We start from the raw sequence: 20,576 nt of genomic DNA on the forward strand, positions 1-20,576 counted from the left end.
AACCTGCAGCCGGAGAAAGATTAATTTACCGTTGCCGAGGGTTTGATTTTCTCCAAAGATTTTTCGCCGATGCCCGAGACATTGGTCAGTTCATCAACCGTTTTAAAAGGACCGTGCTCATTTCGGTACGCGACAATCGCCTTCGCTTTTGCCGGACCGATGCCCGGGAGATCCTGCATACCCTGTTCATCTGCAGTATTAATATTCACCGTCTTTTCCCGGTCCGACCCGCCCGAAGCTGCGGCAGCGGAATCGGCGGCGGGCGGGCCCGCTAAAATCGGGCTCTCTTTTTCCCCTTTTTCCGGCACATAAACGACCATCTCATCCGCAACCTTCCGGGCAAGATTGATTTGGCTGCCGTCTGCCTTTTCAGTGAGGCCGCCCGCGCTGCGTATGGCATCAACCACGCGGTCGGAAGCATTCATCCGGTAAATTCCGGGCGCCCTGACCGCACCTTTCACATCGACGACAGCGGCGGCGGACGATTGCTTTTTTTCAGTTTGCGCCGTTCCGGACAGTTGTTCGGCCGTTTTTTTCTGATCGGTTTTTGAAAACATGGATTCTGTTTTCGCCGTTTCGGAAGCTGACTTCGCCGTATAATACCGGTACATGACCAGAAGCGAAAGACTGGCGGCGGCAAGCAGTGCGAACAGCACGATTTTGTGCTTTCGCCATAATTTCTCCATAGATCCACTTCCATTCACTTAGAATCGTGTTCTGTGCCGCCCGCCGGGGACATATGATGTTTCACCCGGGCATACAATCCAGGGGATACCGGCAAATCGAGGTGAGGCAATCATGAAGATCGGCGTGATCGGAACCGGAAACATGGGCTCGCTGATCGTTGACGTCCTGATAAAAAGTAAAGCGGTCAAGGCGAAAAGCATCTCTGTAATGAACCGGACGGAGAAAAAGGCGCTGAACCTGACTGAAAAGTATCCGGGGCTGACAGTCCATCATTCCGCGGCCGAAGTGATCCGGCATTCAGCCCTTATTTTTCTCTGTGTCCGGCCGCCTCAGTTTTTCCCCTTGCTGCAGTCCGTCCGCGGCGTCTGGAACGCCGATCAGACAGCCGTTTCGATAACAAGCCCGCTTGCGGTCGGACAGCTTGAAACAATGATTGACTGCCCGGTTGCAAGGGTCGTCCCGAGTATTGTCAATCGGGCTCTTTCCGGAAGCACGCTTGTCACGTTCGGTGCAGGCATGAATGACCGTATGAAGAATAGACTGTGGGATCTTCTTGAACGTTTTTCGCATCCGATCGAGATCGCGGAAGAGAATATCCGTGCCGCCTCGGACATCTCAAGCTGCGGTCCGGCCTTTCTCTCTTTTTTGCTTGAAAAAATGGTGGACGGCGCTGTCCGATCCACGCATATTCCCCAAAAAGAAGCCGCGGAATTAACCACTGAAATGGTTATCGGATTGGGAAAACTGCTCGAGCAAAAGACGTACACACTGGAACAATTAAGAAAAAAAGTTACGGTTAAAGGCGGGGTAACAGGGGTTGGCCTGGACGTGCTCAGTCACGGATGCGGCACTGTTTTTGAGCATCTTTTTGAAGAAACGCAGAAGAAATTCCTGGAAGATCATCTCGCCGTGGATCCGTTTTTCAGTAAGACAGACTGAATGCGGCGGCAAAATAAAAACAGAACACACTTTCTCTATTCTTCCCGGCAAACACGGAATCCTCCCCACAAATGTGACAAAATGAAGAAATCGTCAGCCGTAAAGATCGAAGGACATTTATCCGGAGAAAGGCCGGATGTGGCGCAGATATTTTTAAAGCCGCTTCAGAGCGGCTTTTTTTCCAATGTATAAAGCGGAGCGTCGCCCCACAATTTTTCCAGCTGGTAGTAATCGCGCTCGTCTTTATGGAAAACATGCACGATCACGTCACCAAGATCAACAAGTACCCAGCGCGCCTGATCGTAACCCTCAAGCCTGCGCACGGCGAGCCCTTTTTCTTCTGCTGCCTTTTTCAGTGCCATCGAGATAGCCTGTACTTGTTTTTCCGAATTGCCGTGACAGATGATAAAATAATCGGCCACAATTGAAATGCCTTTCATTTTCAGCATGACAATATCCTGAGCTTTTTTGTCATCCGCTACTTCGGCAAAATATTTTACCCATTCCTCACTGTTCATTAAGTCACCTCATTGTATTTTTCATACTTTCTGTCAGGCAAGATCATTATATGCTTCGAATGTTTTCGGATAGACACGCTGCCGCTTATCAAGAAGATGAATAATCGTTCTCTGCAGTTCCTGATAAACCGCTTCATCCAGGCTGTGCCGGGCAGCTGCACGCACCTCGTCGACTCCGGGAAAATCGCGGCCCGGCTCAATATAATCCGCGAGAAAAATGATTTTTTCGAGATCCGTCATGCCCTTCCTGCCGGTTGTATGATAGATGATAGCGTTCAGAACTTCACGGTCATCAATTCCGTAATGTTCCTGGACATAAGCCGCACCGGCGGGAGCGTGCCACAGCTTGGCCGAATAGTTGAGATAATCATCTGAGATGTCGCTCCGGCCCAGAATGATCTTTTTTAACTGATCATCCGGAAAATATTTAACGATATCATGAAGCATGCCGGCCAGTTTGGCCTTATCCGTGTCCGCTCCGTATGCCTCCGCAAGTTTCCCAGCCGTTCTTGAAACACCCAGTGAATGGGCAAAGCGTTTTTCCGGCAGAATGTTTCTGATTGCCTGTTCCGCTTCCTCAATCTTCATAAAGTCCTCTCTCCTCAATATATGTTTTGACCGCATCCGGCAAAAAATACCGGCATGACAGCCCGGCCTTCAGCCGTTCACGAAGAAAACTGGACGAAATGTCCACCTGAGGCATATCTATATAAATAATGTCGGCATTTGCCGGGTGCCCGGCCCGATAGCCCGGCCGCCGGAACCCGATAAATGTTGTCAGCCTGCAAAGCTCGTCAATGCCGTTCCACGTCGGCAGATCATTGACCATATCAGCGCCGAGGATAAAGAAAAAACGGTCATCCGGATAGGTTCCTGTCAGCTCTTTTAAAGTGTCGACTGTATAAGAACGGCCGCCTCTGTTCACTTCTACTAATGACAATCTGAAACGGTTATTGTCCTGAATCGCCCGCTTCACCATTTCCACCCGGAACCCGGCATCCGTGTGTGCGATCTTCCCCTGTTTATGCGGCGGAATGTAACTCGGCATGAACCAGACCTGATCGAGTTCGCATCTCTCCAAAGCTTCCTGCGCGATCAGCAGATGCGCAAGATGGGGCGGATCAAAAGTGCCCCCTAACAATCCGATTCTTCTCATGAAATGGGTCTTCCTTATCCTTTCGGACATTCAATCCGTTTATGTTCTTTCGATTCCCTGTATAAAATCAGTGTATGACCGATGATCTGCACAAGTTCGGCATGCGTTTTTTCTGCAATCCGCCTGCCCGCTTCTCCGGCATTCTCGGTCGTATTCTGCAGCAGCGAAACTTTAATAAGTTCGCGTTTCTCAAGAACGTCGTCCAATTCACTGAAAACCGCTTCGTGCAGACCCGCTTTTCCGATTTGAAAAACCGGCTTCAGCGAATGGGCCTTTTTTTCTAGAAATTTTCTTTGCCTGCTGTTAAGCATTCGTCCGATCCTTCCGTCTTAAATTGCCGGATCCGAAGGCGTGCGGTCCGTCCGGCCTCACGCTTCGATCCGATTGATCATTTTAAAAACAGTCCCTGAAGCAGTTTCTCTGCCCCCGGAACGTCCGGCATGAAGCCCGTCCACTTCTTAAAGGCATAGGCTCCCTGGCAAATAAGCATGGGCAGGCCGTTCAGCACCGGATTGCCCATTCTCTCCGCCCGCCTGAGCAATGCTGTCCGGAACGGTTTGTAGATCAGATCCGCAAACAGCGTATCCCGCTTCGCAGCGCCGATATCAATCACCGGCGCGTCCGTATCCGGATTCAGGCCGACAGACGTACAATTGATCACCATATCGTATCGTCTGAGCCGCTTCTCGGCTTCAGAGGGTCCAAAAGCCTCGGACAGGCAAAATTTCCCGCATGTCTCGCTCAGAACGGCCGCCTTTGCCAGCGTACGATTGCAGACGTCGACTCTTCCGGCCATATCTTTCGCCAGCGTCACGGCTACCGCCTTTGCCGCTCCGCCGGCACCCAGAATCAAAGCGGACGGCTTTCCGGTACAGAGCTGAGGGAAGCGTGTTTCCACGCTTTTTAAAAAACCGATTCCGTCGGTATTATAGCCGATCAGCCGGCCGTCTGCCCGGACGACCGTGTTGACGGCCCCGATGATCCGTGCGTCTTTGTCCGTTTCGTCCAGAAACGGAATGATCGCCGATTTATGCGGAACGGTCACATTGAATCCGCCGGCACCCAGCGCTTTCAGGCCGGCGACCGCACGGGCAAGATTATCTTTTGTGACATGAAAAGCTTCATAGTGGACATCAAGGCCCGCACGGCCGAACCAGAACTCCTGCATGAGCGGCGATAAAGACTGTTCGATCGGGTCTCCGATGACACCATACCATTTTCTCATCGTTTCTACCCCTTGATAATTGAAGAACGGACGGACACGCCGATGCCTTCGGGAGCAAATGCCGACAGCCGCGCCCCTCTTCCTTTGATTGTCACCCAGCCGAGCCCTGAAAAAACAATGTCCGTGTTCAGGTCCCCGGTCCGGAAGTCAAAACGTTTCATAACCGGGAGCTGATCACGGCGGCTGGGGGGGGCCAGCAGATGCCCGTATTGCCGTTTGAACAGATCCTCGGCATTCTCCAGCTTGGTCCGATGAATAACAAGCGCATTTGAGGCGTAAACAATTAATGAACGCCTCCCGGCTCCCAGATAATCCACACGGGCAAGCCCGGCAAGAAAAAGAGTCTGGCCTTCATTCAATTGGAAGACTTTCGGCTTGATTTCTTTATTCGGCATGACCTGCCGGTAGTCCCCGGCATCAACAAAATGAATCATCTGCCTGAGATTCACCACACCTGGCGTGTCATACAGCGTGCAGCCGTCGCTCAGCGGAATTCCGATGAAGTTCAGCGTCGTCCCGGGAAAGCGGGATGTAGTGATCGCACTGTCTCCGCCGCCCGGCTCTCCAATCAGATGATTGATAAACGTCGATTTACCGACATTTGTCGATCCGACAATGTAAACATCTCTTCCGTCTCTATAAAAGTCCATGTTTTGCCGGACTGTATCAATGCCGTGATTTTTTTCGGCACTCATCAGCAGAACATCGACAGGTTTCAAGCCGAGTTCCTTGGCAGAACGCCTCATCCAGCTCTTCAGCCTGTTGGCGTTTGTCGATTTCGGCAGCAGATCCTGCTTATTTCCGACAAGCAGAACCGGATTTTTCCCGACAAAGCGCTGAATCCCGGGGACCCAGCTGCCGGAAAAATCAAAAATGTCGACCAGATAAACAACTAAAGCGTCGACTTCAGCAATCTGCGAGAGCATTTTCAGAAAATCGTCGCCGGCGATCGGAACAGACTGCACTTCGTTATAGTGCTTCAGCCGGAAACAGCGTCGGCAGACAACCGGATCGTTCCTCAGTGCGGCGGGCGGCGCATAGCCGAGAGCCGTCTCATCTTCCGTCTGGATTTTTACGCCGCATCCTGCGCAATAGATGTCACTCATATCCTCTAGTCCTCCCATTTCAGCCAGCCCCGCCGGCGCATCAGTGAAAGGATGAGCCGCTCCATCTGCCGGCTGAACTTTGTCGCCCAGCCGTCGCTTGAAGTAACCGGAACAACCAGAATGGTGTGGGCTCCGATCCGGTTTCCGCCCCAGACATCGGTCATAATCTGGTCGCCGGCCACGACCAGTTCGTCCTCTCTCAGATTCATCTCTTTCATGGCGCGTCTGAAAGCACTGGCAAACGGTTTTCGTGCCCGAAAAATGTAAGGGACCTGCGCAGGTTCGGAAAAAGTCCTGACGCGTTTCTCATTGTTATTCGACAGAATCATGACGGAAATGCCCGCTTTTTTAAAAGATGCGAACCACTTGACCAGTTCCGGCGTCATATGCGATTCATTCCAGGCAACAAGCGTATTGTCCAGATCGGTAATCAGCCCGCGCACTCCTCTCTTTTTCAGTTCCTCGGGCCGAATAGCCAATATACTTTCTACATGTTCATCCGGCAGGAATTTTTTTAACAATAGATCAGCACCTCATATTCTTACTTTATTCTCCCACATGTCGCCGGTTTTACCAAGTCCCGGAGCAAATTTTGCTTTTAATCTTTTCAGCGCCTGAAAAAAAGCGAAAGTATATGTTCCGTTTTTAAAAACGACATCCGCCGGGAAACGGATACCGGGCTTTTAAATTTTTTTCATACTATAAGAAGAAGAAGCATAGAATTTCAGCGGGCTATAGTACAAGCGGCCGAATATAAGCGCCGCGTTCCGCAACCTGTTCGGCACCCGACCGTCCGCGGCCGCTGAGCCCCCGGCTCCGCCTGAAGGCCTGCTGCTCGCTAAATTATCTTTATCATAAAACATCTATTGACTTTAAGAGTACAACGTGACTAGTCAAGAATCAATATTAGTTTTTTCTGCCGTTAAGATGACTGCAGCCAAAAGAGAAGCGAAATATTTCGACAAAACATGACACCTCATTTTTTTGTGGATAACCTTGTCCACATCGCTTATTGATAAACCTCAGCAATTTTTTGAATTATAAACACTCCGTGCACAGTTTATCCACCCTATTATGTGGATAAGTTGGCTGATTGTCCCCCATGAATGTTCATGATAGAGTGAATATGAAAAAGATGCACTTCAGAAAATCAGGAGGTGGCCACCGGAAACGGGCAAAAATGGAAAACCTGTCGGATGATCTGCTGATCGAGTCTTATGTTAAGGCCATGAAATATCATTTAAGCAGTGAATTTATACAGTTGATCGAGCAGGAGGTGGAACGAAGAAAACTGACGAAACGCCTGCATCAAATGAATGGCGGCGCCGGATCCCGTCAGTGATTCAACCGGGCTTTCATCAATAGCCGGACCGGTCCAGAATCGGCAGACAGTCTTGTTAAATTCCGAACGCCTGCTCCGTAAAAAAGGTTTCATGAAGCGGGCACTCTTCCTGATCATTCCGGACGAATAAAATACCGCTTCGGCAATCAGCCGGACGGCGCTTTAGGCAGAGGCCGGCTCGCGCCGAACGGACGTCTCTTTTTATTCTATGCTCATACCTGTCCAGGGCATACCGCTCTCTGCCGCATCAGAGAGATATTTTTTTGCATACACGCATGGGTCCGGACGGGGAGGACAGGCACAGGACAGGGCGAAAGCCCATAGACTAAAAGACAGCAAAGAAAATCCATGCTTCGCTTGAGGAGTGAGAAGCCATGCTGTCGATTTTGGGCGGGTTCGCCTTTTTATTTAAACAAATATGGCTGCTTGTGTCCTACGTAAAAAACAATGCCTTTCCCCAGCCGCTGTCGGAGGAGCAGGAAAAACAATGTCTGGAACAGATGGCAAACGGCGATCAGACGGCACGCAACAAACTGATCGAACACAATCTGAGACTCGTTGCCCATATCGTCAAAAAGTTTGAGAACACCAAGGAGGACACGGACGATCTGATTTCTATCGGCACAATCGGTTTGATTAAAGCGATTGAGAGCTATTCCGTCGGCAAAGGGACAAAACTGGCCACCTATGCGGCAAGATGCATTGAAAACGAGATACTGATGCACCTCAGAGGATTAAAAAAGACAAGAAAAGACGTCTCGCTGAATGACCCGATCGGGCAGGACAAAGAGGGCAACACCATTTCGCTGATCGATATTTTAAAATCTCAAAACAAGGACATCGTTGATGAAATTTCACTGAGCCTGGAATCCAGAAAAATTTACGGATCGCTGCATGTTCTTGATGCCCGCGAAAAAGAAGTGATCATTGACCGATTCGGGCTGGATAACCATCAGGAGCTGACTCAGAGAGAAATTGCGGAAAAACTGTCGATTTCCAGGAGTTATGTTTCCCGTATTGAAAAACGGGCATTGATGAAACTTTTCAACGAAATCTACAGGAGACCCAGTCATTGAACTGGGGACGTGCTGTCTGTTTTTTTTAATCCGACCGCTTCTCAGAGACATTTTTATGAGCATTCTCATTCTCCGTTCCGCGATCCAATGGTACACTCTAATTATAGACAACAAGGTGCAAAGCGGAGGAATGAGACATGGCTGAATCTGCAAATAAAAAATGTGTTCATCTGATGGTTGAGGGAGCGGTACAGGGCGTCGGTTTCCGTTATTTTACATGGCAGAAAGCCAGTGAACTGCACATCGCCGGCTGGGTGCGGAATCGCATGGACGGCAACGTGGAAATTGTTGCAGAGGGCTCTGAAACGGCTATTGAGCGATTTACCGCAGCCATTAAGAAAGGCAGTCCCTTTTCACACGTGGAAAACGTGGACGTGTACGTATATGACCATTCCAAGCATTTTACAACCTTTGATGTCGTCAGTTCGCTATGATAGGAATAGGACCTGGGGACGCGGGGGTTTCAGCAGGCAATCAACCCGTTTTTTTTGATAGGTTCTGTGATACTTACTAAAAAATCAATCCGAATGGAGGCAATGAATGATGTACGATGTAGCCATTATCGGCGGCGGCCCGGCCGGACAGAGCGCTGCGCTGTTCACGGGCAGAGCGGGTTTAAAGACACTGCTTCTCGATAACGAGAAGGGGCTGACGAAAAGAGCGCTGGTCAAAAATCATTACGGTGTCGAAGAGATTACCGGATCGGATCTTGTTGCGGCCGGAAGAAGACAGGTCGAAAGCTTCGGAGCGGAAATACTTAAAGCGCAGGTGACCCTCGTAAGCAAGGAAGCAGACGGATTCAGGATCGAGACGGAAAGCGGAGAAACTTTCGAAGCGAAGCAAGTCATCCTGGCAACCGGTTCTAATCAGAAACTTGCCCAGACGATCGGTCTTAAAACGAAAGACGGCCGGGAAAAATACGTTAAGACGGTTATTGAGGCCGATCCGGCCGGACACACGAGCATCGACGGAATCTGGGCGGCAGGTGTCGCTGCCGGGGTCAGCGTCCACACGATCGTCACAAGCGGCGACGGTGCGAAGACGGCGATCAACCTGGTCAGTGAGCTGAGGGGCGAACGTTTTATCAGCCATGACGCGGTTCCCGCAAAATAATAAGCCGTTCCGATTTTAAAAGCGGCGGCGCAGAGCTGTACTTTTTAAGAAAAACGGACAGAAATCGCCTTTGTATAATGAAAACCCGTCAATTTTCATTATATGGGGCGATTTTTTAATTTTGATAAAGATTATAAAAAACGGGAGGATCGTCCAATAGCTCCCGATTTATTTGCAGAAACAGCCTTTCTTTTTGAACACAGAGACAGAATTAATAAAGCGGGACCGATCCAGAAATCGGTGCTGCGCAGTTTGTTGATTAAAAAAACAGCGTGCCGTTTGCGAAAATCTTATCGGCCTCCCGCTGTCCTTCACTATACGCCACAGCCGACAGTTTCTCTGCCGGACCATCATGCCGGATGACCGGCATCCGTAAACAGGCCTCTTCCGATCTTTCAGCACCGCCCGTCTTCAACCACGGCTCGCCAGAGGCAGCCCGGCTTTATCTAAGTGCCCCGCCGCATACGCTGAAATCAAATGCTTCGTACGAGTCCGCCGTCAACAAGCAGCGACTCTCCGGTTACATAGGAACAGGCATCCGACGCCAGAAAAGCGGCAGCACGGGCAAATTCTTCCGGCCGGCCGTACCGGCCGAGCGGAATTTCCGCTTCTGATTGCGTCCGGACATCCTGAACGGCGACGCCCGTCCGTTCGCTTGTCCGCCGGTCGAGCTCCGCGACCCGGTCCGTTGCAATCCGTCCCGGCGCAAGCGTATTAACCAATATGTTTTTATCGGCAAGTTCTCCCGCCAGCGTTTTGGTCAGGCCGACAATTCCCAGACGAAATGTATTGGATAAGACGAGGCCGTCAATCGGTTTTTTGATCGATGAAGAAGCAATATTAATGATGCGGCCGCCTCCCGACTTCTCCATAAGCGGAACGGCAAAGCGGATCGTTCGAATATAACTGAGCAGATTCAGCTCAAATGCCTTCTGCCAGTCTTCATCAGTCAAAGACAGGAAAGCCCCGCTCGGCGGACCGCCTGCGTTGTTGACCAGGATGTCCAGCCTGCCGAAATGCAGTCCGGCAAACTCACTAAGCGCATCCAGGTCATCCTTCTTCGAGACATCCGCAGGAAAATAAGTGACCGACGCCCCTTCGGAGAGCCGGTTCAATTCTTCTGCCGTTTTTTTTAAATGATCCGCGCTCCTGCTTGAAAGGATGACTTCCGCTCCCTCACTCACCAGCTGTCCGGCGATCGCCCGCCCAAGGCCCTTGCTTGACGCCAGAATCAGAGCGCGTTTTCCTTTTAGTCCTAAATCCATCTTTTGCTCCTCCCTGTCAATCCGCCCGGTCAGCACTCCGACGGCAGCGGATGCAGCGCCGGCACGCAGCGAACCGGGTCCGGATGTGATCTATTTTATTGATCCAGCTTATCTTTCAGTTTAGACATCCTCCAATAGAAAAAGAAAGTCAGAAGCAGAAATGCGAGACTTGATCCTGAAAGAATACTTAATTTCCAGCCTGCCTCCGCATATTGAGGCATCATTGTTCCCGTATATAGAAATGCACTCAGAAACAGGCAAAGCATGCCGATCCTGCGGCAGTCGATAATTTTTTCGTGAATGATTTTCTGATAATCTTTCATCTGCGATCCCTCCGTCAATCCCTACTTTAACATGTTCCCAGAGAAAATTGGAAAGGTAGTTTCTGACAGAAAAAAACGCCCGACCATCGAAGGGCACTGAAAAATTCGGAACAAGAGGAAGGTGCAAGCCGTTTTTTCGATACAGACGGCTTCCTTTACCTCTGTTTTCTCTGATCTGATGAAGGTTCCCAGAACGCTTCATCTTTCAGTGGCCAACTATTCGGACGTTATTTTTTTAAATTTGATCAAGAGCCTGCCGCAAGTCTTCAATCAGATCGTCTCCGTCTTCGATTCCGACGGAGAGACGGATCAGCCCGTCCGTAATGCCCAGTGCCTCGCGGCGCGGTTTCGGTATGGAAGCATGCGTCATTCTCGCCGGAACGGAGATCAGGCTCTCAACCGCACCCAGGCTCTCGGCAAGCGTAAAGTAGCGAACGCGTGCGAGCAGCCGATCGGCGTTTTCTCCGCTGCCCACGTCAAAAGAAAGCATGCCGCCGAACCCGCCGGACTGCCTCTTTGCCAGTTCATGTCCCGGGTGACTCACAAGTCCCGGATAGTAAACCTTGGCCACTTTCGGATGAGCATCAAGAAATTCCGCAATTCTGCGTGCATTCTTCTCAATCTGCTCCATGCGCAGGGCAAGCGTTTTGGCGCCTCTGATCAGCAGCCAGGCATCCTGGGGGCCCGGCACCGCGCCGACAGAATTTTGAATAAATCCGATCCGCTCAGCCAGTTCTTCTGAATTGACGGCAACGAGCCCGGCCACCACATCGCTGTGCCCGCCGATGTATTTTGTCGCACTGTGAAGGACAACATCCGCACCGAGATCGAGAGGATGCTGCCAGTACGGCGTTGCAAACGTGTTATCCACGATAAGCAGCAGATGTTGTTCATGGGCAAGAAGCGCTGTTTCCCGAATATCGGTAATTTTCAGCAGAGGGTTTGTCGGCGTCTCAAGGTAAATAGCCCGCGTTTTTTCAGTAATAGCTGCCCTGATCCTCCCGGGATCGCTCGTATCCACGAAAGTGGCTGCAATGCCGAGACGCTTGAATACCTTGTCGACGACTCTGAATGTTCCTCCGTACACATCATCGGTAATAATCAGATGATCGCCGCTGTTCAGCAGCATCAGGACAGAGGAAATGGCGGCCATGCCCGATCCGAAAGCAAAACCCGCCTTGCCGTTTTCCAGATCTTTAATCAGTACTTCAAGTGCATGGCGCGTTGGATTGGCTGTCCGCGAATAATCGTAACCCTTGGTCTTTCCGACTGCCTCCTGCTTATAAGTGCTCGTCTGGTAGATCGGTACGCTGACGCTGCCTGTATGCTCATCGCCGAAAATTCCGGCATGGATCACTTTTGTCTTTGGTTTCAAAACAATTTCTCTCCCTTTTTAACCGACTCATCTTATTCAATCGTAGATCTTTTCGCTTAAATAGCGCTCGCTGGAATCCGGGAAAATGACAACGATATTGCTTCCCGGCCCGGCATTTTCCGCTTCGAGCAGCGCGGCATGCAGCGCGGCACCCGATGAACTGCCGATCAGCAGTCCCTCTTTGGAGGCAGCCTCCTTCAATCGCCGGAATGCATCGTCATCGCTTACTGTATAAATGGCATCAAAATATTTGGTTTCAACGAAGGCGGGGATAAACTCCATGCCGATGCCTTCTGTACGATGAGGGGCCGGCTTCCCGCCATTTAGAATGGATCCGACCGGCTCGACGACCGCCGTCTTGATTCCCGGGTTCTTGCTTTTCAGAAACGCTGCCGTGCCCGTAAATGTTCCGCCGGTCCCGGCTCCGGCAACAAAGACATCCACCTTTCCGTTCAAATCATCCCATATTTCCGGGCCGAGCGTCTCGATATACGCCCTTGGATTTTCCGGATTGGCAAACTGGTTCGGGCAGTAACTGCCGGGAATCTCTTCGACAAGCTGCTTGGCTTTGGCCAGCGCGCCCGACATCCCTTCCTCCGTCGGCGTGTTAACGATTTTCGCGCCAAGCGCCTTCATCAGCGTCTGTTTTTCAATGCTGAATTTCTCCGGCACGCAAAAGATGACGTGAATGTCCTTGCCGACCGCTGCCACAGCGATGCCAATTCCTGTGTTTCCTGCCGTCGGCTCAATGACCGTCCCGCCCGGTTTCAGTTTTCCGGAAGCCAGCGCTTCTTGAATAAAATGTTCGCCTAATCGATCCTTGACGCTTCCCCCGGGATTAAAATACTCACACTTCGCGTACAGATGCACACCTTCCGGAATAGGAAAGGCATGCAGCTCGACAAGCGGAGTTCCGCCTACCAAATCGTGTACACTTCTGAATACTGTCACAACAGTCACCCCATTTTTTGCCGGTCTTCGTGCCGGTGCTGCGCATAGATCGCTTTCCACTCAGCCCTGCGATCCGGCATTTTTGCGGCAATTTTTTCCGCACCTTCAGGATTGTGCCTTGCCGCCCGGCCGCACTGACAACAGTCCGCAGCCGGCACTTCTGCTGCGTCCGGCACACTATGGAGAGTGTTAGCGGGAGCAGCGGGCATTTCATTATAACTGCCGGTATCGGCAATCGATGTTAAAATGCCGGTCCGGCATCCCATCGGGCCCGCGACAAATATATGGCCGATGTGACGGCAAATCTTTTCCGCCGGCAAGTGTTCACGCAAATGAAGCGTCAGCATTTGTTCGTTGTTCCGCCGGCAGAAGCGGACAATTGTATCGCCCTGTATCTCTTCCGTAACGCCGGCAAACCGTATGTATGGCGCCCTGGCTTCCGTATGATCCGGATAAAAGCTTTCAGCGTCTGTTTCTTTCTGTTCCGGCATTTGAATCAATCTCCCTCAGCAAGGATAGTATAAATTCTGCAGAATGTTTTGCCGCGGTTTCTAAAAATTGATCAAACGACACGTTCGACTCTTTACCGGCAATATCGGAAAGCGACCGGACAATCAAAAAGGGCACGCCGAATTGATAACAGACCTGAGCAATTGCCGCGGCCTCCATTTCGACTGCCTTCATTTCCGGGAAGAGAGATTTAAGTTTTCCAATACGCCCGGGATCGGACATAAAAGAATCGCCCGTCGCAATCAGGCCTCTTACCGTCCGATGCCCCCCGAACATTCCGGACGCCGCCTTTTCCGCCAGGGCAACAAGTTTCCGGTCGGGCAAAAAAGAAGCGGGCATCTGCGGAACCTGACCCGGCTGATAACCAAAGGCTGTCGCGTCAACATCGTGATGAATCACTGCAGATGAAATCACGACATCTCCGATCTCAAGGTCCGGATCGGTTCCCCCTGCAGATCCTGTGTTAATGATGATATCCGGCTGAAAACGATCGATCAGCAGCGTCGTCCCCATTGCGGCATTGACTTTTCCTATCCCGGACTGCAGCAGCACGGCATCGAAACCGGCCAGCCTGCCGCTGTAGAAACGGCAGCGGGCCTTCTCCGTTTCCGTGACGTCTTTCATCGCCGCTCTAAGTATCCGATCTTCCTCTTCCATTGCACCGATCAATCCGATTCTCATTTCCGACTTCCTCTCACAGTTCGTCCGTTTTCTCAGCGATCATCAGCCAGACAAATTTGTTAAGCTGTCTGAAATTAGCGGCAAAATGCCGTTCCCGAAGCACCTGATCAAGAACGGGCAAAAGCGAATAATATTCCGTCTGCAGGTCTTTAAGCAGGTCGGCAAATCCCTGAGTGCCGGCCCAGTGCCAGATCTGGCGTTTGGCTACCTCATTCTCAAACAACGTATCGGCAAACACTATTTTACCATGTACGGGAAGGAGGCGGTTATATTTCGTAATAGCATCCCCCTTCTCTTCATCGGTAAGATGGTGGAAAGCGTATGAGCTGACGATGGTATCGACCGGCCGATCCGGTACGCGAAAATCAAGAAAATCTCCGTCGAACAGTTTCAGATCCGGCAATTTATCGTGAGCCTTCGACCGCATCTTCTCAGATGGTTCCACGCCGAATACGGTCAGCCCGGCATCCAGCAGCTTCGTACTCAAATTGCCTGTACCCGTGCCGAACTCAAGAACCGTCCCTTCGGCCTGCTTCGCTACTTCCTCCAGAATGGAATCGTAGTCTCTGAACACCTCACGATATTCGGGACTTCCCCCGTGAACTGAACGATCGTAATGGTCCGCCCAGCGTTCAAATGTCTCAATAAATTCTCGACCCATTGTATACACTCCAAAATTTATAGTTTAAAGTATTCACATAATATTTGTATGATTAATTAGCCTAAACGTAACACATTTCTACCCGAAATTCAATGATTATCTTTTGCCGGACTTTTCCGCGGCCGTTGTAATAACAATCATCCAAATGCCGCAGTACCCCGTCCGGAGCCTGTCCGAACGGGGTACTGTTTTCATACATATAAGAAAAAGTCATGGATCGAATCATTACGGTTTTTGTACTTGATCGGCCTGCCATTTTCCGTTCTGATAGATAAGATGAACAACATAAACGGAACTCTGAGCGCTCTTCGATGCCACACGGGCGAGCGAACTGTTGGAAGAACCGCCGTTCCCCAGCCAGAGAATGACCATATTGCCCTGGTCGATTCCGGTGGCACCGGCAATCGCCTTGACCTGTGCGTTCCAGTCGGCAGAACCCATATCATAGGATGCCTGATGGCTTTCATCCGCACTCTGAGAGGCGGCACTCGAAGCACTCGATGAAGCGGCCGTCCCGCTTGCCGACGAAGACGCCGATTCACTGTTGGAAACCTGATCCGATCCCGTTCCGCCCGAACTGGCGGACGTGCTGTTATTTGATGTTCCGCTATTTGTTCCGGATTGAACACTTGAATGATTGCTTTGTGAAGCAGTCTTATCAGCCGATGAGGTACTGAACACTGAAATGAGAATGATACAGCCGACCGCCAAAATTAAAATGGAAACGATGCCGACGGTCCAGTTCAGCCAGCGGTTCGTCTTGTTTTTGCGCATTTCGACCCGCGACGAGAACCCATTCCCTCTTGTGTTTCTCATACAGGCATCCTCCTTTGTTAAACAGCAGCTATAATAAACAGACAACATTATCTTAGCATGTTTGCAGCTTTCTGTGTCAACAGGCTCTTAAAATCCAATCGGCAAATGGATCGTTGACTGCGTTTACATAATTATCCTTAAATTTGTTCGTATAAAACTACTTGTCCTGTCGGTTCCGATAAAATGATCATCCAACTGTAACAATACACGCCTCTGCCATTCGAAGTTAAAAAATGCAGCCCGGGCGCCGGATAAAGAACAAACATCCGGGTACGGGACGGACTGCATCTGTCTCTGCATTAGATCCAAAAACCGATGTCAGCCTTCTTACTATTATGCTTATTCAACCTTCAATATTTTTACGCGTATGTCGCCGCCGGGTGTGTTAACATTGACTTCTTCACCCACGGACAGTCCGATCAGCCCCTTGGCCATCGGTGAATCGTTTGAAATTTTTCCTTCAAACGGGTTGGATTCGGCGCTTCCGACGATTTGATACGTTTCTTCCTCGCCGTCCGGCAGTTCTTTAAAAGTCACGGATTTTCCGATTTTGACCACATCGGTCGTTTCGTCGTCCTCAATGATGACCGAATTCCGGATCATTTGTTCAAGCTGCTGAATGCGTGCTTCGACAAACGCCTGCTCATCCTTTGCCGCGTCATATTCAGAGTTTTCGGAGAGGTCGCCGAATCCCCGGGCAATTTTTATTCGCTCAACAACTTCCTTGCGCTTTTCAGTTTTCAGGTATTCCAGCTCTCGTTCAAGTTTATTTTTGCCTTCAGCCGTCATATAGTGAAGCTTTTCCGCCATCAAAATCACACTCCTAACTAAAATTATCCTTATGTCTATCTGTTTATGCGCTTGCCTTCGGAAAGCCGTCATTCCGAATCCTTCAATTGTATGATTTCAATCAACCGGCGATGCGTCCGCTCCATTGAGCACAGCGCGTATTTTTGTCGCCATCAAGTCGATCGCGACCGTATTTCTGCCGCCCTCGGGGATAATGATATCCGCATAGCGTTTTGTCGGTTCTACAAACTGCAGATGCATCGGGCGGACCACAGTCAGATATTGGTTAATCACCGATTCCACACTTCTGCCCCGTTCCTCTGTGTCGCGAAGCAGACGGCGGATGATTCGCAGATCGGAATCGGTATCGACGAAAACCTTGATGTCCATCAGATCGCGGAGCCGCTTGTCTTCAAGAATCAGAATGCCTTCCATGATAATGACATCTTTTGGTTCGACGGGTACAATTTTATCAGATCTTGTATGCACTGTATAGTCATACACCGGTTTTTTTATCGGGTGGAATCGCAGAAGTTCCCGGATATGCGCGATCAGAAGATCCGTGTCGAAGGCCAGCGGATGATCATAATTGGTCAGCAGGCGTTCTTCAAACGGTTTATCGTCCTGTGCCTTATAATAAGCATCCTGCTGGATGACCGCAATCGATTGGTCCGGGAATCTTCGGTAGATTTCACGGGTTACAGTCGTTTTGCCCGAACCGGATCCTCCGGCAACACCGATGACAATCGGTTTTTTCCTGCCCATCCCGTACTCTCTCCCTTCCATGATGATGGGTATCGTGCCGGCTATTTTTTCGTGCTGACGGCAAGGCCGTCGCCTACCGTCAGAAAAATTGTATCAAATTCGCTTCTTTCCGCTAGAAAGCGATTGTAGCTGTCGACCTTGCCGACCAGTCTGTGAAGCGGTTTTTTCTTCACCCCGTCAATATCGCAGACCAGTCCGTGAAAAAAGACGTTATCCGTTACGATGATGCCGGCGGGTGCCAGATATCGGGCATACTTCAAAAAAAGCTTTTCATACTGTGCTTTCGCAGCATCGATTAAAATCAGATCGAAAGGAGCTGCATCTCGGACGGCAGGCAAATCCTCCGTCGCGTCTCCTTCAACGATGTGAATCCATGCCGTCAGGCCCTGCTCTTTTATGTTCCGCTCCGCTTCACGGATCATCTCTTCTTCGCGTTCAATCGTTATGATTTCAGCATCCTGCCCTGCCGCGAGGCACATCCTGATCGCCGAATATCCGATTGCCGTTCCGAGTTCCAGAATACGTCTTGCTTTCTTCCATTTGATCAACTGCTGCAGAAAAGCGATCGCCGACGGATGCATGATCGGAATATAAATTTGTTTTGCTTTTTTCTCCATCTGACGGAGCATGCTGTTTTCCGGTTTGACAAACGCGGCCGCATACTCCGACAATTTGTCAAAGTCTGTCAATCGTTCTTCTCCCTTTCCTCATTAAAAAAGATGCCGCCCAGCCTGCCGACGGCCGTCCGCACCCGGTCCTTTTAGGACTTTTTTGCCCACTCATGACTATATTTAGCAACAATGGCCTGATGTTCCGCATAAGTTTTCGAATAGAAGATCTGTCCGTTGGGACGCGCATAAAAATAATAATCATTCGAACGGATCGGCTCAAGCACGGCCTGAACCGCGTCAGGCGCCGGACTGCCGATCGGACCGACGATCAGGCCTGCCCTTGTATATGTATTGTAAGGCGTATCCGTCGTCAGTTCGTTCATTGTGTATTGCCCGATCCTTTTCTGCTGTCCGTAAGCGACCGACGGATCGGTCTGAAGTTTCATCTTTTTTGCCAGCCGGTTGTAGAAAACGCCGGCAATCTTCTGCCGGTCCTTGGCATCGGGCGCCTCCTGTTCAACGAGCGACGCCATCGTCAAAATACTGTGAAGCGAACCGAGCGAGTTCGTTTTTATCTCCTTTGAAAAGCGCGTGACCGTCTGCCCCGTCTTATCCAGCATCCGATCGACCATCTGATCAAGCGTCGGAGGATTTTTCCCTCTGACAAACTGGTAGACGCCAGGAGCCAGATAACCTTCCAGCGGATAGTATACACCCTTTGTAAAGATCCGGTCCGTCAGAAACGGATACCGCTTCATATAGTGGGCCTTTATATAGGACGGATCTTTAAGTTTGTTGAGAATGTCCTGCGTGCTGAGACCTGAAGCCTTGGACATCTGGCCGGCGGTTTCACTCAGCCACATTCCCTGACGGACATCAACGATAAAAACGAGACGATTATAATTTCCCTTGCCCAGATCGTTTATCAGCCTGTCGACGGACATTGTCCGATTAAAAGTATAAGTCCCGGACCGATACTGGTTTAAATGTTTCCATCTCGCATAAAATTCAAAAGCCCATGCCTTGCGGATCAGGCCGTTCTTCTCAAGAGTCTGCCCGACCTCTTTCAGCGATGATCCGGCCGGTATGGTGACTGTCACAGCCTGATTATTCTTGGGGTTGACAGGTTTCAGCAGACCGGCATAATAATCGGACAGCCCCCACGCAAAGATAATCAGTAAAATAACGGCGCCGCCGACGATCATGGCAAACAGACGCCGCCTGCTGGTTCGCAGCTTCAAAATGAGCCTCTCCCTTCCAAGAGCACCCTATACATTCTATACCTGGTTTATTGAAAATCTTTCAAGTATTCGACAGAATTACGGTCATTTTGCGTGTCAAGTGAAAAATAAAGAAGCGCCCCGGATGCCGGACCCGGAGCCTAGAGTCTTCCGGAAGAGCAGACACATTTTTCCTTCCTTATACTTCAATCAAAGCACCCAAAACCGCCGCTTCCTCAGGAACATTGAAAAAATTGAAGATAAAAAGGAATGAAGCAACCCGCCGTTCTCATACAGGCGATTCGCTTCACCCGGTTTCCTGTATTGATGAAAATCCCCTCAGCCTTTAGAACGCTTTCTTTCCCCGGGGACCCGTTTTTTTACCCTTCTTCGCTGAACGTGTTAATCATTTCTTCAACCATGTCCCACTCTTCATCCGTTTCGATCGGGAACAATTTGAAATCGTCATTTTCATCCTCATACCTGAAAGCAAAAACCTCTTCTTCCTCATCATCGCCTGCCTCTTCCTCAACAGGAACGACAATGACGTAGGACTTGTCTGTTTCCGGCACATCAAAATAAAAAAGGACGTCAAACAAATTTTCATCGCCGTTTTCATCGGGAATCACGATTCTGTCCTGTTCTTCATCATGATTCGGTACAAAAATCGGGTAATGATTATGTTCACTCATCTCTTTTTTGCTCCATTCTTTTTTTGTCAAGATAGCTTTGCAAAATCAGTACAGCCGCTTCCTTGTCGATAACTTTTTTCCTTTTGCCGCGGCTGACATCCGCAGCGAGCAGAATCCGTTCGGCGGCCATCGTCGTCAGACGTTCATCCCAAAGATCGACAGAGAGATGAAATCTGCGGCGCAGGCTCTTCGCAAAAGACCTTGATGCCGCCGCGCGTTTGCTTTCCGTTCCGATCAGATCTTTCGGCAGTCCGACAACGATCGACTGTATCTGATACTGTTCGATCAGCTCGCCCAGGCGTTCAAAGATCACGTTCTTCTTATGTTCGACATAACGGATCGTTTCAATACCTTGTGCCGTCAGTCCGAGCGGATCGCTGACCGACACGCCTACTGTCGCCGTTCCGAAGTCGAGGCCCATGATTCTCATTCTTTATCCCATTTCTTTTTAAGATAATAAGTGACAAGCTCTTCAATCAGTTCGTCCCGTTCAATCCTCCGTATTAGTTTTCGGGCATCTTTATGCCGGGGAATGTAGGCCGGATCACCGGAGAGTAAGTACCCGACAATTTGATTGATCGGATTGTAGCCTTTTTCTTCCAGGGCATCATAAACTTTAAACAGAACTTCGCGTGTATTGTGCCTGTCCTGTTCACCAAAGTTGAATTTCATCGTCTTATCCAAATTCTTCATCCCCTATTAAGAAAACTTGGAGAAGCCTGGCCCCTTGCTCTAAAATCAGGCGATCCGTCTTT

The 20,576-nt window shown here is 50.1% G+C and carries 28 protein-coding genes; 5 read left to right on the top strand and 23 right to left on the bottom strand.

The features are described 5' to 3' along the window. Nucleotides 1–20: 20 nt before the first annotated feature. Nucleotides 21–686: a helix-hairpin-helix domain-containing protein gene (locus OYT88_RS03495; RefSeq protein WP_274398013.1), complete on the bottom strand. Its 666-nt coding sequence runs from the start codon at nt 684–686 to the stop codon at nt 21–23. Nucleotides 687–798: 112 nt separating this feature from the next. On the opposite strand from OYT88_RS03495, the gene comER reads away from it, so the two are divergent. Then, the gene (comER, locus tag OYT88_RS03500) at nt 799–1,626 is read left to right on the top strand and encodes a late competence protein ComER (protein ID WP_274398015.1); all 828 of its coding nucleotides are present in this window, start codon (nt 799–801) and stop codon (nt 1,624–1,626) included. A 164-nt stretch (nt 1,627–1,790) separates the two neighbouring features. Here comER and rsfS read toward each other — a convergent pair whose 3' ends face one another. The 7 genes from rsfS to OYT88_RS03535 form a co-directional block, all read right to left on the bottom strand. Then, a complete protein-coding gene (gene rsfS, locus OYT88_RS03505) occupies nt 1,791–2,144 on the bottom strand; it encodes a ribosome silencing factor (protein ID WP_274398016.1) in 354 nt (117 codons plus the stop codon). A gap of 33 nt (nt 2,145–2,177) precedes the next feature. Next, complete coding sequence (yqeK, locus tag OYT88_RS03510; RefSeq protein ID WP_274398018.1) at nt 2,178–2,732, bottom strand: bis(5'-nucleosyl)-tetraphosphatase (symmetrical) YqeK; 555 nt, start codon at nt 2,730–2,732, stop codon at nt 2,178–2,180. After that, nucleotides 2,722–3,300 carry a nicotinate-nucleotide adenylyltransferase gene (locus OYT88_RS03515; protein ID WP_274398019.1) on the bottom strand — a complete coding sequence of 193 codons (579 nt, stop codon included), beginning with the start codon at nt 3,298–3,300 and terminating at the stop codon, nt 2,722–2,724. Before OYT88_RS03515 ends, yqeK begins: the two co-directional genes overlap by 11 nt. Before the next feature lie 14 nt (nt 3,301–3,314). Then, nucleotides 3,315–3,611 carry a ribosome assembly RNA-binding protein YhbY gene (gene yhbY / locus OYT88_RS03520; RefSeq protein WP_274398021.1) on the bottom strand — a complete coding sequence of 99 codons (297 nt, stop codon included), beginning with the start codon at nt 3,609–3,611 and terminating at the stop codon, nt 3,315–3,317. A gap of 77 nt (nt 3,612–3,688) precedes the next feature. Then, nucleotides 3,689–4,525, bottom strand: coding sequence for a shikimate dehydrogenase (gene aroE, locus OYT88_RS03525; RefSeq protein WP_274398023.1), 837 nt, complete (start codon nt 4,523–4,525; stop codon nt 3,689–3,691). A gap of 5 nt (nt 4,526–4,530) precedes the next feature. Then, nucleotides 4,531–5,631: a ribosome biogenesis GTPase YqeH gene (gene yqeH, locus OYT88_RS03530; RefSeq protein ID WP_274398024.1), complete on the bottom strand. Its 1,101-nt coding sequence runs from the start codon at nt 5,629–5,631 to the stop codon at nt 4,531–4,533. A 5-nt stretch (nt 5,632–5,636) separates the two neighbouring features. After that, on the bottom strand, nt 5,637–6,152 hold the full coding sequence (locus OYT88_RS03535; RefSeq protein WP_274398025.1) for a YqeG family HAD IIIA-type phosphatase: 516 nt from the start codon (nt 6,150–6,152) through the stop codon (nt 5,637–5,639). 659 nt (nt 6,153–6,811) lie between these two features. Between OYT88_RS03535 and OYT88_RS03540 the strand changes: the two genes are divergently transcribed. From OYT88_RS03540 to OYT88_RS03555, 4 genes are all read left to right on the top strand, one after another. Then, entirely contained in the window at nt 6,812–6,973 is a 162-nt protein-coding gene (locus tag OYT88_RS03540; RefSeq protein WP_274398297.1) for a sporulation histidine kinase inhibitor Sda, read from the top strand. A gap of 374 nt (nt 6,974–7,347) precedes the next feature. Then, nucleotides 7,348–8,049, top strand: a complete 702-nt coding sequence (sigK, locus tag OYT88_RS03545; protein ID WP_274398026.1) for an RNA polymerase sporulation sigma factor SigK — start codon at nt 7,348–7,350, stop codon at nt 8,047–8,049. Between the two features lie 137 nt (nt 8,050–8,186). Beyond that, complete coding sequence (locus tag OYT88_RS03550) at nt 8,187–8,483, top strand: acylphosphatase (protein WP_274398027.1); 297 nt, start codon at nt 8,187–8,189, stop codon at nt 8,481–8,483. 109 nt (nt 8,484–8,592) lie between these two features. After that, the gene (locus tag OYT88_RS03555) at nt 8,593–9,162 is read left to right on the top strand and encodes an NAD(P)/FAD-dependent oxidoreductase (RefSeq protein ID WP_274398298.1); all 570 of its coding nucleotides are present in this window, start codon (nt 8,593–8,595) and stop codon (nt 9,160–9,162) included. Between the two features lie 473 nt (nt 9,163–9,635). Here OYT88_RS03555 and OYT88_RS03560 read toward each other — a convergent pair whose 3' ends face one another. The 15 genes from OYT88_RS03560 to OYT88_RS03630 all read right to left on the bottom strand — a co-directional run bounded on the left by OYT88_RS03560 (nt 9,636) and on the right by OYT88_RS03630 (nt 20,514). Continuing rightward, nucleotides 9,636–10,427 carry an SDR family oxidoreductase gene (locus tag OYT88_RS03560; RefSeq protein WP_274398028.1) on the bottom strand — a complete coding sequence of 264 codons (792 nt, stop codon included), beginning with the start codon at nt 10,425–10,427 and terminating at the stop codon, nt 9,636–9,638. 95 nt (nt 10,428–10,522) lie between these two features. After that, nucleotides 10,523–10,750: a YrhC family protein gene (locus OYT88_RS03565; protein WP_274398029.1), complete on the bottom strand. Its 228-nt coding sequence runs from the start codon at nt 10,748–10,750 to the stop codon at nt 10,523–10,525. 235 nt (nt 10,751–10,985) lie between these two features. Then, nucleotides 10,986–12,125 carry a bifunctional cystathionine gamma-lyase/homocysteine desulfhydrase gene (locus OYT88_RS03570; protein WP_274398030.1) on the bottom strand — a complete coding sequence of 380 codons (1,140 nt, stop codon included), beginning with the start codon at nt 12,123–12,125 and terminating at the stop codon, nt 10,986–10,988. Nucleotides 12,126–12,161: 36 nt separating this feature from the next. Then, nucleotides 12,162–13,076 (bottom strand): PLP-dependent cysteine synthase family protein, encoded by a 915-nt coding sequence (locus OYT88_RS03575; RefSeq protein WP_274398031.1) that lies wholly within the window; start codon nt 13,074–13,076, stop codon nt 12,162–12,164. Between the two features lie 5 nt (nt 13,077–13,081). Then, nucleotides 13,082–13,567 (bottom strand): S-ribosylhomocysteine lyase, encoded by a 486-nt coding sequence (locus tag OYT88_RS03580; RefSeq protein ID WP_274398032.1) that lies wholly within the window; start codon nt 13,565–13,567, stop codon nt 13,082–13,084. Then, entirely contained in the window at nt 13,539–14,267 is a 729-nt protein-coding gene (gene mtnN, locus OYT88_RS03585) for a 5'-methylthioadenosine/S-adenosylhomocysteine nucleosidase (RefSeq protein ID WP_274398033.1), read from the bottom strand. Before mtnN ends, OYT88_RS03580 begins: the two co-directional genes overlap by 29 nt. 13 nt (nt 14,268–14,280) lie before the next feature. Next, nucleotides 14,281–14,928 (bottom strand): class I SAM-dependent methyltransferase, encoded by a 648-nt coding sequence (locus OYT88_RS03590; RefSeq protein ID WP_274398034.1) that lies wholly within the window; start codon nt 14,926–14,928, stop codon nt 14,281–14,283. Nucleotides 14,929–15,153: 225 nt separating this feature from the next. After that, a complete protein-coding gene (locus OYT88_RS03595; RefSeq protein ID WP_274398035.1) occupies nt 15,154–15,744 on the bottom strand; it encodes a YrrS family protein in 591 nt (196 codons plus the stop codon). Between the two features lie 339 nt (nt 15,745–16,083). Beyond that, the gene (gene greA / locus OYT88_RS03600) at nt 16,084–16,554 is read right to left on the bottom strand and encodes a transcription elongation factor GreA (RefSeq protein ID WP_443029710.1); all 471 of its coding nucleotides are present in this window, start codon (nt 16,552–16,554) and stop codon (nt 16,084–16,086) included. Nucleotides 16,555–16,650: 96 nt separating this feature from the next. Further along, nucleotides 16,651–17,298 (bottom strand): uridine kinase, encoded by a 648-nt coding sequence (gene udk, locus OYT88_RS03605; protein WP_274398037.1) that lies wholly within the window; start codon nt 17,296–17,298, stop codon nt 16,651–16,653. Between the two features lie 41 nt (nt 17,299–17,339). Then, on the bottom strand, nt 17,340–17,987 hold the full coding sequence (locus OYT88_RS03610; RefSeq protein WP_274398038.1) for an O-methyltransferase: 648 nt from the start codon (nt 17,985–17,987) through the stop codon (nt 17,340–17,342). A gap of 71 nt (nt 17,988–18,058) precedes the next feature. Then, the gene (mltG, locus tag OYT88_RS03615) at nt 18,059–19,150 is read right to left on the bottom strand and encodes an endolytic transglycosylase MltG (protein ID WP_274398039.1); all 1,092 of its coding nucleotides are present in this window, start codon (nt 19,148–19,150) and stop codon (nt 18,059–18,061) included. A 359-nt stretch (nt 19,151–19,509) separates the two neighbouring features. After that, nucleotides 19,510–19,821 (bottom strand): DUF1292 domain-containing protein, encoded by a 312-nt coding sequence (locus tag OYT88_RS03620; protein ID WP_274398040.1) that lies wholly within the window; start codon nt 19,819–19,821, stop codon nt 19,510–19,512. Then, nucleotides 19,814–20,251: a Holliday junction resolvase RuvX gene (gene ruvX / locus OYT88_RS03625; protein ID WP_274398041.1), complete on the bottom strand. Its 438-nt coding sequence runs from the start codon at nt 20,249–20,251 to the stop codon at nt 19,814–19,816. The genes OYT88_RS03620 and ruvX overlap by 8 nt, the downstream gene beginning before the upstream one ends. Beyond that, a complete protein-coding gene (locus tag OYT88_RS03630; protein WP_274398042.1) occupies nt 20,248–20,514 on the bottom strand; it encodes an IreB family regulatory phosphoprotein in 267 nt (88 codons plus the stop codon). Before OYT88_RS03630 ends, ruvX begins: the two co-directional genes overlap by 4 nt. Nucleotides 20,515–20,576: the final 62 nt, after the last annotated feature.

The sequence above is a fragment of the Sporolactobacillus sp. CQH2019 genome (assembly GCF_028765345.1).
Taxonomy (GTDB): Bacteria; Bacillota; Bacilli; order Bacillales; family Sporolactobacillaceae; genus Sporolactobacillus.